The sequence below is a fragment of the Enterococcus sp. MSG3299 genome, from assembly GCF_050555765.1.
Taxonomy (GTDB): Bacteria; Bacillota; Bacilli; order Lactobacillales; family Enterococcaceae; genus Enterococcus; species Enterococcus faecalis.
In genome coordinates this window covers 2,485,889-2,501,031 of record NZ_CP187869.1, presented here as the reverse complement: position 1 = coordinate 2,501,031, position 15,143 = coordinate 2,485,889, and the positions used below count along the sequence as shown (strand labels likewise).

Below are 15,143 nucleotides of genomic sequence, written 5' to 3'. Positions count from 1 at the left end.
AAGGAACTAGCAAAACGAATGGCTAGTTCCTTCCTTTTTTTGCAGTGATTATGGACACTCATTTAACATCGTTGAAACAGTTTTCGCCAACTTTTCTATTAAGAATAGTGCAGGTAGTTGGGACGTTACGTCTGCAATGGAACTTTTCTCGGTTGTTATATAGTAGGGGATCGTGACTGTTGAAAGTTGAGCAATCGTGCTTTTTTCACTATTTGTAATGGCAATTACATCAATCCCCATTTCGATAAAATAATCAATATTTTGCCGAACTTTTTGTGTTTCACCCGAAACTGATAAGGCGATAACACCCACTTTTTTAGCAGTTTCTTCGGATAATTTGCTAACGGGATGGGAAAAAAGGTGGGATACAGAAGCAGATAAATTATAGATACTGGAAAAATAAATTTCACCAAATTCAGCTAGGACTTTGGACGTTCCTTCGCCAATAAAAAGAACAAATTCTTTTTTTGCCAGTAATTCCGCAGCTTGAACAATCCGTCCTTCTAATAATTCTTCTGATGAGCGTTGCAAAAAATGAATCAGCATTGTTTCATCTAAAGATTTTGGTTGGGCTGTTTTTTTTCGTTCGCTTAGATAATTCTTCAATTTAAATTTAAAATCTGTATAGCCTTCACACTCGAATTTTTGACAAAAACGCCAGATTGCCGTTTTACTGAAATGAATTTCATCTGCTAATTCTCGAATTGTCATATAAGGAACTTTTTCAATATTGTGGCTAATATACTTGTAAATCTCTAATTCTGTTGGATTTAATTGTGGATCGTAGGTTAAAAACAGCATGCTGATCCCTCCTGTCGTTTGTGAACGTAATGTCCTTTTTTAGGGACATAGTCTTATTTGTAGATTATAGCACTCAATCAGAAAACTAGCTATAAAAAAAGGCGCCACTTAGCTACAATCAATAGAGAAACAACTAAAAATTCATGAAACAGAAGAGAGAGTGGGGAAAAATGAGCAATAAAAAATTAATTATCAACGCTGATGATTTTGGTTACACGCCAGCGGTAACGCAAGGAATTATTGAAGCACACAAACGTGGCGTGGTTACTTCAACAACCGCATTACCAACTTCTCCTTATTTTTTAGAGGCCATGGAGAGTGCTCGAATCAGTGCACCGACTTTAGCTATCGGTGTCCATTTAACATTGACATTGAACCAAGCAAAACCTATTTTACCTCGAGAAATGGTCCCTTCCTTAGTAGATGAAGCTGGTTATTTTTGGCATCAATCGATTTTTGAAGAAAAAGTCAATTTAGAAGAGGTTTATAACGAATGGGATGCTCAAATTATTTCATTTATGAAAAGTGGTAGACGCCCTGATCATATTGATTCTCATCATAACGTTCATGGAAAAAATGAAAAGTTATTAGGTGTGGCTTTGGCACTTGCTCGCAAATATCAATTACCTTTACGTAACGCTTCAAGAAGTATTGAAACAAAAGACTATTTAGAGTTATATCAGGATGTTCGCACGCCAGATGAAATGTTGTACCAATTTTATGACAAGGCGATTTCAACTGAAACCATCTTGCAATTGCTTGATATGGTTGTTTGTAGTGAAGGAGAGGTCTTTGAAATCAATTGTCATCCTGCGTTTATCGATACTATTTTACAAAAGCAATCAGGGTATTGTATGTCTCGAATTCGTGAAGTGGAAATATTAACGTCCCAAGAAGTCAAAGAAGCGATTGAAGAACGCGGCATCTTGTTAGCCAATTATGAATCGCTAGCAATGTAAATCAAAGCAGCGTGAATAGCGTGTGAGTAAGTTCTTAATCAGAGCGCCTACTTACACGCTAAATTATTGAAAGAAAGAGGACGTACATGAGTAAAGGACAACCAATAAATCTGAATATCAGCGATTTTTTAAAAGTTTTCGCTGTAGCATCAGTTATTTTACAAACGGTTTTATCATACGTGTTGACACATTCTCCGCAAACGGAAGCAATGAATTCAATCGGTAGTTTTTACCGAATGTCTAAATATTCGGCACCCATGTTTATTTTTGCAATTATTTACAACACGGTGTTAAAGAGTCAAGCTGAATCGTATCTTGAATTTTTAAAGGAAAAATTTTATGAATTGGTGCTTCCTTATGTGGTCTGGTCCAGTCTCTATCTATACGCTTTTCCTAGTTTACAACAACGAATACCCTATGAAACGCCCCTAGGATTTCTAGGGGAAATTCTTAGTGGTGATGGCGCGGCACATCTATGGTATGCCGTAATGATGTTGCAATTCCAATTATTTATGCCGTATTTTATTTGGTTGGCAACAAGAATTACAAAAAACAAAAAAGTGATTTTACCAATTGTTTTTTTTACAATCGGTGCGCATATCCTTTGGTGCTTCTGGTACCAGAAAATGATTTTTCCATATGCAGAAACTTCTCTTTGGTACTTAATAGATCGTTTAGGGCTTAGTTATCTCATTTATGGTATTTTCGGGGTCATCGCAGCGAAGTATCAGTGGGAAATTTTTACTTTCTTGAAAAAGACGAGAGTGGCACTATTTCTGTTGTTTCTTTTTATTTTTTGGCAGGCAGTCCAAGGGAATTTATTTGATGGAACACAGATGACTCCGAACGATCTACCTTATTTGGATCCTCTTCAAAGTGCCTATAGTTTATTGATTATCGGGTTGGTTTTTTATTTGGGAACGCAAGGAATAGCCAAAAAGATTCGTCTTTTACCAATGGTTAAATGGATAGCCACTTATGCGTATCGCAGTTATCTAGCGAATGTTTTTATTTTTCAAGTGGTCTTGAAACTGGTCCACCCGTTTTTAACCAATCAACCAGTCAGCTTGGTTATTCTTGTGTTGTATATGGGTACATTTGTTGGCTCGTTTGGACTCACGGTTGTAATCGAGTATTTTTTCAAAAGCATCTTTAAGTTGGGACGCCTTGTATCTATATAGGTACATGTTCTTAAATAGAAATCATTGTCCAAAATCATGGGAAAGCATACTCAATTGTCACAAGAATTGTTACACTCTTTGAGGAATAAGTTCTGCTTATCCAATTAAATAGTAAGCTCAGTAAATAGTTAGGGGAGAAAGAATAAATGATAGGTCTTATTTTAACGGGACATGGGGTATTTTCAACTGGAATGCATCAATCAGTTAGTATGATTGCAGGAGAGCAAGCAAATGTTCAGGCAGTCCCTTTTTTCAATGATACAGGGCTTGATGTATTAGAGTCAAACATTCGTAAAGCCGTTGACTCTATGCTGGAGACGTGTCCAGCAGTGGTCATTTTAACTGACCTTTTAGGTGGCACACCGTTTAGAATTTCAATGACTGTCGCAAGTAATTATCCAAATGTCGAAGTGTTAGCAGGAACAAATTTACCGATGGTTCTTGAAGGGCTTGCATTACGCACAATCAGCACGAACGTAGAAGATTTTGTTTCAATGGTCACAGATTCAGCCAGAGATGGGATTGTTCATAAAAAACTAGAACAACCACAAGCAAATACTCAAGAAGAAGCAGACGGAATCTAACCAATTAGAAAAGAGGAGGAAGCACTATGCCGAATATTTTATTAACAAGAATTGATAATCGCTTGATTCATGGTCAAGTCGCAACACAATGGAACGGTTCTTTAGGCGCCAACTTAATTTTAGTCGCAAATGATGCAATTTCTGAGGATACACTGCGCCAACAATTGTTAAACATGGCGGCCCCTGCAGAAGTACAAACCCGCTTTTTCTCCATTAAGAAAACGATTGAGGTCATTCATAAAGCCTCAGAAAGACAAAAGATTTTTCTGTTAGTTGATAATCCTGTTGATGCATTGCGCTTGGTAGAAGGTGGTGTGCCAATTGAAAAATTAAACATTGGTAATATGCATATGGAAGAAGGCAAAAAACAAGTAGCTACCGCTGTTGCCGTTAATAAAACAGATGTAGACGCCTTTAAAAAGCTACAAGAATTAGGTGTTAAACTTTCGATTCAACGTGTACCGTCAACGCCAGAAGAAAGTTTAGATGCATTATTTTCATAAAAAAGTAATGTTGGACAATAATTTTGAAGAGAAGAAGTGGGAAGAATGATTATTCAAAGTAAAAACGTATGGATTAACGAACAATTTCAACCAGCTCAAGTTGAAGTGTCAGAACAACGAATTGTTGCAATTCTACCGTACAATGAAAAAGCTGTCGACAAAGAATACGGAGAAAAGCGCATTCTTCCAGGATTTATTGATATTCATGATCATGGTTGGCATGGTGGGGATGCCAATCATGCCAATCATGAATTTATCAAAGAGTGGCAAGCTTACCTTCCAGAAGAGGGGATTACAGCTTTTTTACCAACAACGTCAACAACATTTCCAAAAGACTTGGAACATTCATTTGAAGTGATTGGTTCATTTATTGAGGAAGACCAAGGAACCAACGGAGCACAAATCTTAGGGATTCATGCGGAAGGACCAATGATTTCTGAAGAATTTCGTGGCTCTCATAATCCAGAGTTATTAGTAAAACCATCCGTTGAGACATTTAAAAAATGGCAAGAGTTAGCAAAAGGGCACATAAAATTAATGACGTTGGCACCAGAAAATGATGTAGAGAATGCCTTGACTACATATTGTCATGAACATGATGTAGTCATTTCAATTGGCCATACGGCTGCAACCTATGAACAAGCAATGGCAGCTGTCGAAGCAGGGGCAAAAAGTTTTACCCATACGTTTAATGGAATGGAAGATATCAGTCACCGGAAACCAACCGCAGTAGTTGCTGCTTTGGATAGTGAGGAAACGTTTGCTGAAATTATTGCTGATGGGGTACATGTTGATTATTCATTAGTACGTGTGTTAGCCAAACTAAAAGGCAAGGACTATTTAATTGCTGTGACAGATTCTATCTGGGCCAAAGGGTGTCAACCAGGCGTTTATCCAAAACCAGAAAAAGGGATTGAAATGGTTATTGATGAACAAAATGTGGTCCGTTTAGCGAATGGCAAGTTAGCTGGAAGTACGAACCATTTAAATAATATGGTTCGCAACCTTGTTGAAAAAGCATTACTTCCAGAAGTGATTGCTATTAATTCAGTCACGAAAAATCCAGCTCGTTTGTTGAATGTGAACGAATCTATGGGAGAAATCAAACTAGGGCTTTTAGGTAATTTTACAATTATTGATGAGAAATACGAAGTGCTAGAAACCTTAGTAAATGGTGAAACAGTTTATAAAAAGTAGACGAAGTCTAATAGGAGGAAAAAAATGTTAGTACAGGCAATTTTGGTAGGAATTTGGGCTGGGATAGCAGGGGTTGATAAGCTTGTCTTACAGACACATATTCATCGTCCGATTGTTACAGGGCTGATTGTTGGTTTAATATTGGGAGATGTCAACACAGGGTTAATCACTGGAGCAACGCTAGAGTTAGTTTGGATTGGTGCAGTAGCAATCGGCGGTGCGCAACCACCCAACGTAGTAATTGGGGGAGTTATTGGAACAGCGTTAGCAATTATCACAAAATCTGACCCGCAAGTAACCGTAGGGTTGGCTGTTCCTTTCGCAGTTGCAGCGCAAGCGTTAATTACCTTGTTATATACAGCGATGTCACCAATTATGCATAAATTTGATGCTTATGCAAAAAAAGCAGATACAAGAGGGATCGAAAGATTGTCTAGTTTTGTCCCAATCGTTTTATTCATTTGTTATTTTTTTGTAGTGTTTTTATGTATTTTCTTTGGTGCTGATAAAGCATCTAGTTTCATTTCTATTCTACCCGAATGGAGTATTCATGGCTTGAGCGTTGCAGGTGGTATGATGCCAGCAGTAGGTTTCGCCATGTTATTAAAAACGATGTGGGAAACATCCTACGTGCCGTTCTTTATTTTTGGTTTTGTTATGGCTGCCTATTTAGGATTAGATACATTAGCGGTTGCAGGTTTAGCTGTCGCAATTGCTTTATATGAATTTTACGCACAAAGAAATAATACAGTCACTGCATCAAATAATAATGGAGGGTTTGAAGAAGATGGCATCTGAAGAAACATATAATGATACGATATCCGAAAAAGTAATAACAAAAAAAGAGTTAAAAAAAATAATGTTCCGTTCGTATCTGCTACAATCTTCATTTAATTATGAAAGAATGCAAGCAGGCGGCTGGACCTACTCATTAATTCCAGGATTGAAAAAGATTCATCGTGATAAAGAAGACTTAGCTCTTTCTTTGGAAAATCATTTACAATTTATGAACACGAATCCACAATTGGTGACATTCATGCATGGTGTGATTATTGCAATGGAAGAGTCAAAAGAATCACCAAAATCCATTCAAGCGATTAAAACAGCGTTGATGGGCCCGTTAGGCGGAATTGGGGATGCGCTATTTTATTTAACCGTTTTGCCGATTGCAGCAGCGATTGGTTCACAACTATCATTAGAAGGCAATATCTTAGGAACAATTGTTTTCTTGTTGTTATTTAATATTCCGTATATGGCTGCCAAAATTGGGTTAATTAATCTAGGTTATAAAATGGGCGTCAAAGCAATTTCAGTTTTAAGCGAAAGTACCAAAAAATTATCTCGTTCAGCAACAATTGTAGGAATTTCCGTGGTGGGCGCGTTGATTCCGAAGAGTGTACAATTAACGACAACTTTTGTTTTTCGCTTGAAAGATACTAAGTTAGACCTTCAAACACAATTGTTTGATACAATCATGCCCAATTTATTACCGTTAGTGTTTACGCTGTTTTGTTTTATTATGTTGAAAAAAGGACGTACGCCGATTGCTTTAATTATTTTTACTGTGATTTTTGGGTTGTTAGGTTCTTTAATCGGGATTATATAAAAAAGATTTGGAACAATAGCGATTTTGGCTATTGTTCCAAATCTTTTTCTAAATTTAATCGAGTGATTATTCTTTATACGCCCACTTGAAGTCGTATTTAGCACCTGTTGGATGATAAATAATTTCTTTCACGTTTGGTGCACGTAAGTGTGATTCTGCTTTTTGGTAAATTGGCACAACACCCATATCAGCAATTACTGTTTTTTCAGCGTTGATTAGATCTTCCCAGCGTTTTTCAGGATCGTTAACATCTGTGGTTTTGGACGCAGCAATGAATTTATCGTATTCAGGATTGCTGTAACGTCCACGGTTATTAGAAGTTGAGCTTTCTAATAAATCTAAGAAGTTAATTGGGTCTGAATAGTCGGCACTCCAACCACGAACAGCGATTTGGAAATCCCCTTTTAAGGTACGATCTAAGCGAACAGCCATAGGGACAGGTGTCACAGTTACTTTTAAGCCTTCCAAAGTATCAGACAGTGATCCTTGAAGATATTCGCCCATTTTTTTAGCGCCTTCAGAGTCGTCTACCATTAAATCAACCGTTAAGTTGGAAACACCAAGTTCTTGTTTCGCTTTGTTCCAGTATTCCACAGCTTTTTTCTTGTCGTATTTGACTAATTTGTCGCTACCAGCTTCTTTAACAAAGTCTTCACCCGTTTTTGGTGATTTCGCGACATCCACAGGAACGAAGCCTTGTGAAGGAAGAGAGCCATTGGCTAAAATGTTTTTAGCTAATGAATCGCGATCGATGGCATAAGACATAGCACGACGTAAGTTTGCGTTGGTCAATGGTGATTTTTCATCTGCTTGATTCATTTCTAAATAGAAAGAAGAAGCGGCTTTTAATTGGACCAAGTCAGGCGAGTTTTGCATTTGTTGGGCCAGTTCGCCAGATAAATACGTATCATCCACTTCACCGGTTTCATAAAGATTTAAGGCAGTTGGGGCTTCTTTCACCACGTTGATAGCGACTTTATCTAACTTGACAGTCTCTTTGTCCCAATATTCTTCATTTTTAGTTAGAGACCATTTAGTATCTGTTCCGGGACCATCAAACTCAGTTAGCGTAAACGGACCATTGTAGACTGCTTTATCGCTACTCTTTGTATAATCTTTACCAAAACGTTCAACGATATCTTGACGTTGTGGCAAGAAAGAAGGGAAAGCCAATAAATCGTCAAAATATGGTGTTGCTGTTTCTAAAGTGATTTCCAATTCATGATCATTGATTGCTTTAATGCCCAACTCTTCTTTAGGTAGTTCCCCTTTAGAAATTTTTTCAGCATTTTTTACTGGTTCAAACATGTAGGCATATTCTGAAGCAGTGGCAGGGTCCACTGTTCGTTGCCAACCATAAACGTAATCTGCAGCAGTAACTGGTTTGCCATCAGACCATTTTGATTCTTCACGTAATTTAACTTTGTAAACTAAACCGTCTTCTGAAACAGTCGCTTTTTCGGCTGCACCAGCAGGCGCGGGTTTGTTGTCTTTATCTAAACGATAGATTCCTTCGTAGACATTATTTAAAGTGGTAAAACTCACTTCATCTGTCGCAAGGGACGGATCGGCACTAGGCATTTCTTGGGATTCAACCATTGTGTATACTTGGTTGTCGCTGCCGCCGTTGCTAGCTCCTTTATCGTCACTGCCACCGCCGCAGGCCGCTAAAGCTAAGCTTGATAATACAAGTAATGAAGTAAATAAAACAGATTTCTTCATTTGACACGCTCCTTTTCATTTTTAGCAATACTCTCAGTATAATGTAAAAATGAAAAGGAGAAATTAAAAAATCGTTAGAAATGATTATTCTTTTATCAATTTTTAAAAAATGTCTAATCTTTTTTATGAAAAAAGTGGACAAACGTTGATAAGTAAAGATTTAAGCTGATTTCCATGCAGAAAACATTCGATTTTTGAGTATTTATTCATCATTGATTTGATTTTTTTGACATAAAATAAACATCCCTTTTACAAAAAACAAATGAGAAGAAAAAAAGATTGTTACAAAAGCAAATAAGTGCTTTTGTAACAATCTTTTTAATCTTTTAATCGTTGAATGTCAATTACAGTTCCTGTGTAGGCATCTGCAGTGAATTCGTATTGAACAATGCCGTCGTCTTCAATGCGGCAAATTCCTCCAGTATACGTTTTGGAGTGGATGGCGAATTTCCGCAAGGGCTTTTTCTCAAACTCAATCCACGAACCTTCAATCGGTCCTTCTTTTAAAAAAGCAGCTTTTACATTTTCTAAGACGAGATCAGCGGAGATTGTTTTTTTCTTATGGTAGAACAAGGTTGAGGCAATGCCGCCTACTAAACCAAGACCAACACCTAGCGCTAAGCCGCCTTTAAAGTATGTCAACTCATTTTCTTCGTTCATTTGTATGACCTCCCTTGGTCGGTTTCTGCTTACTATTACTTTTGTCAGTATCACTCTTATTTTACCATAGAGAAGGGGCCGCTGAGAAATAAAAAAAGTTTTTCAATCATTCTTTTAGGGCATTCTCATTGTCACGTTTAAAAAGAGAAAGCGATGTGCATTTTCTAGTATTTGCGTTATAATAAGAGTGAAATCATATGAAAGGAGTACCTATTTTTATCGACAGGATAAAGTGACTTTTTAGAGGAAAAGTGACGCTTGGTTGGCGTAATTTCCAACAAATCAAAAGCAATAGGACATACATCTATGGAAGAAAAAACATTTCAACGAATCAAGGAATTAACTGAATTACAAGGAACCAGCGGATTTGAAGACGACATTCGCGCGTACATGAAAGAACATATCACCCCGTTAGTGGACGATGTTCAATATGATGGTTTAGGTGGTATTTTTGGGATTAAACGTTCAAAAGTGGAAGCAGCGCCACGCGTAATGGTAGCAGCTCACATGGACGAAGTTGGCTTCATGTTAACTCAAATTAACGATAATGGTTTATTCCAAGTGGTTCCTTTAGGTGGCTGGAATCCCTATGTTGTTTCAGCACAACGTTTTACGTTAAAAACAAGTAAAGGGAACTATCCATGTATTTCTTCATCTATTCCGCCACACTTGTTGCGTGGTACGAGTGGTCAAAAACAATTAGAAGTCTCTGATGTGTTATTTGATGCAGGATTCTCTTCAAAAGAAGAAGCTGAAAGCTTTGGCGTTCGTCCAGGGGATTCCATTGTTCCACAAACAGAAACGATTAAAACAGCTAATGGCAAAAATATTATCAGTAAATCATGGGATAACCGCTATGGTTGTACGTTGGTATTAGATGCATTGGAAACGTTACAAAATGAAGAATTAGGCCACACATTAATTGCTGGAGCAAACGTACAAGAAGAAGTTGGTTTACGTGGTTCTAAACCATCTGTTCATAAATTTAATCCAGATATCTTCTTTGCGGTGGATTGTTCAGCGGCAGATGATATTCACACGAAAAAAGGGACGTATGGTCATTTAGGTGAAGGAACGTTATTACGGATTTTCGACCCAGGTTTGATCACATTGCCTCGCTTGCGTGAATATTTATTGGATACAGCAGCGACACACAATATTCCGTATCAATATTTTGTTTCTAAAGGCGGAACGGATGCTGGGGCAGCGCACACAACTAATAACGGTGTACCAAGTACAGTCATCGGCGTTTGTGGTCGTTACATCCATACGCATCAAACAATGTTTAGTATTGCGGATTATGAAGCAGCGCGGGAAATGTTGTTACAAGCATTACGTGGCTTGGATAAATCAACAGTTAATACAATTGTTTACGGAAAGTAGAGGATGTTTAAATGATTTATCCCAATTCATTAGAAGAACTAGCAACTTATGTTGAAAAAGGTAAAAATGTTTTCTTCTTTACTGCTGATTGGTGCGGAGACTGTCGTTTCATTAAACCAGTCATGCCTGAAATTGAAGAAGCATTTCCAGCTTTTCAATTTATCGAAGTCGACCGCGATCAGTTTATTGACGTGGCTGCCGAGTGGAATATTTTTGGTATTCCGAGTTTTGTCGTAATTGAAAACGGTCAAGAGTTAGGACGCTTAGTAAACAAAGACCGAAAAACAAAAGAAGAAATCAGTGCATTTTTAACTAGCTTAGGCTAATTTTCATGAACCAGAGGAACCATTAAATTAAGAGAGAATCAGCTGGACAAAAGGGCGTTCTGCGCAAGGGTCCTAAATTCATTTTTGACTCTAGTTTCTTAGTCAAAGAAGCCTTTTAGATCAGCCTCCATCGGGAAGGTGACGAAAATGGAAGAACAAATGTATAAAAATATTCTTGTCGGCGTAGACGGTAGTGATCAAGCCAATTTAGCTTATGAACGTGCAATTGAGGTTGCTCGTCGAAACGGAAGCCGAGTCATTGTTGCAAATATTTTAGAAAATCAAGTGTATACAATGATGGGGTATTCGACGTTAAATGATCAATTAATTGATCAAGAAACAGCTGCTGCGGAAGAATTAATGGCCGATTGTAAAAAGTATGCTGAAAGCGTTGATTTTCATAATGTTGAAACAGTTACCATGTTTGGTTCACCAAAAGAAGTCATGAGTCATGAATTACCTGAAAAATACAATGTTGATTTAATTATGGTGGGACAATCAGGATTAAACGCAGTCGAACGTGTGGTCATGGGAAGCGTCAGTAGCTACATTATTCGTCAAGCCCCTTGCGATGTCTTAATTGTTCACTCTGAAGAAAAATAAGCAAAAAGAGTTATTGATTGAATAGAGAGTTGACCTAACGTTTCTTTTGTTTTTTCAAAGGATCAGCGGCTTGTCACTCAAAATTGAGGACTTGGAGAATAAGTCGTAGTGACATATTTTCCAAGTCTTTTAGTTTTTCGACAAAAAAGTATGCACAATGGGTCAATTTTTGATAAGATAAGACAGGAAAACGACAGAGGAGGAACAAAAATGATTTTTGCATATAATAAAGAACACGTTGGCGATGTCTTACTTGTCATCGTTGCGGACGATCAAGGTGCGGAAAACCAAGTAAAACGTGTCGGCGATGTGGCACGTGTAAGTTTAGTTGAGGCGCCAGAAACAGTGGTAGCTTGGAATATTTTCAATGCTTCAGCGTTTCTAGGTGACATTAATGGCACCGGCCAAGTGACTTTAACAGACGAACAAATTGAAAAAGTCAATACAGCGATTAAAGATGCGGGATTTTCAGAAATACTTGAAAAAGACGACACCCCTAAAATTGTGGTCGGCTTTGTCAAATCATGTAAAAAACATCCAGATTCAGATCATTTATCTATCACACAAACAGAAGTAGACAACGGCGAAATCTTACAAATTGTTTGTGGCGCACCGAACATCAAAGCAGGACAAAAAGTAGTTGTGGCCAAACCAGGCGCAATGATGCCTGATGGTTTAATGATTTGGCCAGGGGTTTTACGTGGTGAAGAAAGTTTTGGAATGATTTGTTCAGCAAAAGAATTACGTTTACCAAATGCACCTGCTAAAAAAGGAATCTTAGAATTGCCTTTTGATGCAGAAGTTGGTTCTGCATTTGCGGTAGGAGAATAAAAGAAAAAAACGACCTGTTGTTCAGACAACAGGTCGTTTCTTTCTTTTATTGATTGCTGCGATTATTTTGTTGTGTTAAAGCTGATTTATCAATGGTTAAATCGATGGTTGCTTTCATTTCTTTAGAACCACGATAATAAGTCACTTCCATTTTATCGCCAACTTTTTTCTTGTAAAGCGCGCTTTGTAAATCTGTAGTAGAGCTTACGTCTTGGCCGTCAACTTTCGTGATAACATCGTATTTTTCCAATCCAGCCTTTTCAGCAGGGGTCGCTGCTTCAACACCACGAACCACTACGCCAGTTTTTACAGAAGCTGGAATTTTTAAAATTTGTTCTTGTTGTTGTGAAGAGATACCTGTTAAATCAGACATCGTAATCCCGAGAGCTGGCCGCGTCACTTTACCATCTTTTTCTAATTGGTTGATAATGTTGACTACGTCATTACTTGGAATGGCAAAGCCCATCCCTTCAACGCTCACTTGACTAGTTGATTGCACAATTTTTACTGAGTTAATGCCAATGACTTGTCCTTCAATATTGATTAGTGGACCACCGGAGTTTCCTGGATTGATGGCAGCATCGGTTTGAATGGCATTAATATTGATGGTTTCACCAGACTCGTTTTTATTGGTAATATTTCTATTCACAGAAGAGATGATTCCTTGTGTGACAGAGTTAGCATAATCAGAGCCTAGAGGGGAACCAATCGCAATAGCAGGCTCACCGACTGTGATTTTACTAGAATTCCCAAACTCAGCGACTTGATCAACTTTGTCGGAAGAAATTTTAATCACGGCTAAATCCGTGTAAGCATCGGTTCCGACTAATTCGCCTTTCACTTTGGTACCATCAGATAAAACAACTTCCAATCCTTGCGCTTTATCTACGACGTGGTTATTTGTCACGACATAAGCCGTTTTACCATCTTTCTTATAAATAACCCCACTACCTTCACTGGCTGCTTCTAAATCGTTACCATTGTTGCCGGAAGAGTCTTGAGTACCTTCATTCCCACCGAACAATCCCCCAAAAGGATCATCTGCCGAAGAATTGTTGCTAGCACTTTGCATATTAATGACAGAAACCACAGAATTTTGAACTTTTTTCACGGCTTTTGTGACATCGCTAGAAACATTGTAACTCACATTGCTGACTTTTGTGTCGCCGTGATTAGTGGACGTCGTCGTCGCTGCATTATTTCCGCCGTTGGGTGTGGGAATAATCCCAGAATAAGCGCCTCCTAGAATAAGAGCGCCACCAAGTAAGCCGCCAGCTAAACCAATCCCAAATTTTTGCAATAAACTTTTTTTATCTGAATTAGGTGTAACATCTTTTCGTTGCATAAAATAACCTCCCAATAAGTGCATCTGAATTTTCTATATTAAGTATATCTGTTTCCTACTCCTTTAGTCTATCGAATAGCTTTGAATTTTTTATGAACAACTTAGGGAAAAATTACAGAAAAAATACGAATGAAAAAGTTATACACAGAAAAATGTGAACAAATCGGGAATAACTCTGTGTACAGTTTTCAGAAAAGTTATCCACAGAATGTGGATAATGTGGACAAATCAGTGGCGAATATGTGTTTGTATTGAAAAAGCTGTTAAATAAAGTAATTTTTCAGTTTGTTCTGTGGATAACTCTGTGTATATGTGTATAAGTATGTGGAAACGTTGTGGAAAGTAGCCAAACTTCGTGCTAAAATAAGAAAGAAGAGAAAACGAGAAAGTAGTGGAATAGGTGAAAATTAAACTAGTAACAGTCGGAAAACTGAAAGAAAAATACCTGATTCAAGGCATTAATGAATATCTGAAACGTTTAAATAGCTATGCCAAGATGGAAATCATTGAAGTACCAGATGAAAAAGCCCCAGAAAAACTCAGTGACGCTGAAATGCTTCAAGTCAAAGAAAAAGAAGGCCAACGTATTTTGGGGAAAATTAATGACAACGAATACGTCTTTGTTTTAGCCATTAATGGCAAACAATTATCTAGTGAAGAATTTTCAAAAGAAATTGAACAATTAGGGATTAGTGGCAAAAGTAATCTAACCTTTGTCATTGGTGGCTCCTTAGGTCTCAGTGATTCAGTCCTTCGGCGAAGTAACCAACAAATTTCTTTTGGCCGCTTAACTTATCCACATCAGTTAATGCGTTTGGTATTAGTGGAACAAATTTATCGTGGTTTTCGGATTATGAAAGGGGAACCGTATCATAAATAGGAAGTAGGCTGGTTGCTCAGTAAGTTCTATGAATCAAGTCATTGCTTGAAAAATATATGAAGTAAAATATCTTTAGTCTGTTTGTCTGATAGAAAATAAAAAAATTCAATCAAACTGGTTTGAGAGAAACGTTACCGTTCAAACAATAAATAAAAATGAGAGGAATGGCAAAAAACAATGGTCATTCCTCTCGTTTTTTCAAAAAAATTGTCCAATTGTTGTGCCTCAGAAACAGGTTCAGCATCCATGATTATTATTTTAAAATGAGAAAAAATTAAGGGATTATCATAAAAATCAATATTTTTAACGAGAAAAGTTGAATAAGCTCTTCAATGAAGAAAACGCTATTGACAGTAATTAAAAATTACCTTAAAGTGAAAGCGTAAACATGTATAATATTTCATGTGACTAGGGAAAACTAGGCATGAAAAGTCTGTCTGAAGTAATTACTTTAGGTTGTCTTTTCATGCCTAATTTTTATATAGAATACTTAGTAGAGGAGGAAGTTGATTAAATTATCAGAAAAAAGTGTTTGGAAAAGTCGGATTGGTTGCTTAAAAAT

General features: G+C 37.4%; 16 protein-coding genes. 12 read left to right on the top strand and 4 right to left on the bottom strand.

What is annotated here, in order from left to right:
* Nucleotides 1–48 precede the first annotated feature (48 nt).
* Complete coding sequence (locus tag IGL23_RS12295; protein WP_002365331.1) at nt 49–801, bottom strand: MurR/RpiR family transcriptional regulator; 753 nt, start codon at nt 799–801, stop codon at nt 49–51.
* A gap of 143 nt (nt 802–944) precedes the next feature.
* Here IGL23_RS12295 and IGL23_RS12290 point away from each other — a divergent pair, with 143 nt between their 5' ends.
* The 7 genes from IGL23_RS12290 (at nt 945) to IGL23_RS12260 (ending at nt 6,831) form a co-directional block, all read left to right on the top strand.
* Complete coding sequence (locus tag IGL23_RS12290; protein WP_050443319.1) at nt 945–1,760, top strand: carbohydrate deacetylase; 816 nt, start codon at nt 945–947, stop codon at nt 1,758–1,760.
* A gap of 86 nt (nt 1,761–1,846) precedes the next feature.
* Nucleotides 1,847–2,941, top strand: coding sequence for an acyltransferase family protein (locus IGL23_RS12285; RefSeq protein ID WP_033594650.1), 1,095 nt, complete (start codon nt 1,847–1,849; stop codon nt 2,939–2,941).
* Between the two features lie 146 nt (nt 2,942–3,087).
* Nucleotides 3,088–3,525, top strand: coding sequence for a PTS sugar transporter subunit IIA (locus tag IGL23_RS12280; protein WP_002361048.1), 438 nt, complete (start codon nt 3,088–3,090; stop codon nt 3,523–3,525).
* 26 nt (nt 3,526–3,551) lie between these two features.
* On the top strand, nt 3,552–4,028 hold the full coding sequence (gene agaV, locus IGL23_RS12275; RefSeq protein ID WP_002387360.1) for a PTS N-acetylgalactosamine transporter subunit IIB: 477 nt from the start codon (nt 3,552–3,554) through the stop codon (nt 4,026–4,028).
* A gap of 45 nt (nt 4,029–4,073) precedes the next feature.
* Nucleotides 4,074–5,225 carry an N-acetylglucosamine-6-phosphate deacetylase gene (gene nagA / locus IGL23_RS12270; protein WP_002386286.1) on the top strand — a complete coding sequence of 384 codons (1,152 nt, stop codon included), beginning with the start codon at nt 4,074–4,076 and terminating at the stop codon, nt 5,223–5,225.
* Between the two features lie 24 nt (nt 5,226–5,249).
* Nucleotides 5,250–6,023: a PTS N-acetylgalactosamine transporter subunit IIC gene (gene agaW / locus IGL23_RS12265; protein ID WP_002355009.1), complete on the top strand. Its 774-nt coding sequence runs from the start codon at nt 5,250–5,252 to the stop codon at nt 6,021–6,023.
* A complete protein-coding gene (locus IGL23_RS12260) occupies nt 5,995–6,831 on the top strand; it encodes a PTS system mannose/fructose/sorbose family transporter subunit IID (RefSeq protein WP_033594648.1) in 837 nt (278 codons plus the stop codon). The genes agaW and IGL23_RS12260 overlap by 29 nt, the downstream gene beginning before the upstream one ends.
* 66 nt (nt 6,832–6,897) lie before the next feature.
* On the opposite strand, the gene IGL23_RS12255 is transcribed toward IGL23_RS12260, so the two are convergent.
* Nucleotides 6,898–8,553, bottom strand: a complete 1,656-nt coding sequence (locus IGL23_RS12255) for a peptide ABC transporter substrate-binding protein (protein ID WP_002355011.1) — start codon at nt 8,551–8,553, stop codon at nt 6,898–6,900.
* A gap of 318 nt (nt 8,554–8,871) precedes the next feature.
* Complete coding sequence (locus IGL23_RS12250; RefSeq protein WP_002355012.1) at nt 8,872–9,213, bottom strand: PepSY domain-containing protein; 342 nt, start codon at nt 9,211–9,213, stop codon at nt 8,872–8,874.
* A 306-nt stretch (nt 9,214–9,519) separates the two neighbouring features.
* Between IGL23_RS12250 and pepA the strand changes: the two genes are divergently transcribed.
* The 4 genes from pepA to ytpR all read left to right on the top strand — a co-directional run bounded on the left by pepA (nt 9,520) and on the right by ytpR (nt 12,356).
* Nucleotides 9,520–10,596, top strand: a complete 1,077-nt coding sequence (gene pepA / locus IGL23_RS12245) for a glutamyl aminopeptidase (RefSeq protein WP_002355013.1) — start codon at nt 9,520–9,522, stop codon at nt 10,594–10,596.
* Nucleotides 10,597–10,607: 11 nt separating this feature from the next.
* Nucleotides 10,608–10,922 carry a thioredoxin family protein gene (locus IGL23_RS12240; RefSeq protein ID WP_002355015.1) on the top strand — a complete coding sequence of 105 codons (315 nt, stop codon included), beginning with the start codon at nt 10,608–10,610 and terminating at the stop codon, nt 10,920–10,922.
* 147 nt (nt 10,923–11,069) lie between these two features.
* Nucleotides 11,070–11,525: a universal stress protein gene (locus IGL23_RS12235; protein WP_002385249.1), complete on the top strand. Its 456-nt coding sequence runs from the start codon at nt 11,070–11,072 to the stop codon at nt 11,523–11,525.
* 210 nt (nt 11,526–11,735) lie between these two features.
* Entirely contained in the window at nt 11,736–12,356 is a 621-nt protein-coding gene (ytpR, locus tag IGL23_RS12230; RefSeq protein ID WP_033594646.1) for a YtpR family tRNA-binding protein, read from the top strand.
* Between the two features lie 46 nt (nt 12,357–12,402).
* On the opposite strand, the gene IGL23_RS12225 is transcribed toward ytpR, so the two are convergent.
* Nucleotides 12,403–13,701, bottom strand: a complete 1,299-nt coding sequence (locus IGL23_RS12225) for a S1C family serine protease (RefSeq protein WP_002368406.1) — start codon at nt 13,699–13,701, stop codon at nt 12,403–12,405.
* Nucleotides 13,702–14,101: 400 nt separating this feature from the next.
* On the opposite strand from IGL23_RS12225, the gene rlmH reads away from it, so the two are divergent.
* Nucleotides 14,102–14,581 carry a 23S rRNA (pseudouridine(1915)-N(3))-methyltransferase RlmH gene (gene rlmH, locus IGL23_RS12220; protein WP_002380931.1) on the top strand — a complete coding sequence of 160 codons (480 nt, stop codon included), beginning with the start codon at nt 14,102–14,104 and terminating at the stop codon, nt 14,579–14,581.
* Nucleotides 14,582–15,143 lie beyond the last annotated feature (562 nt).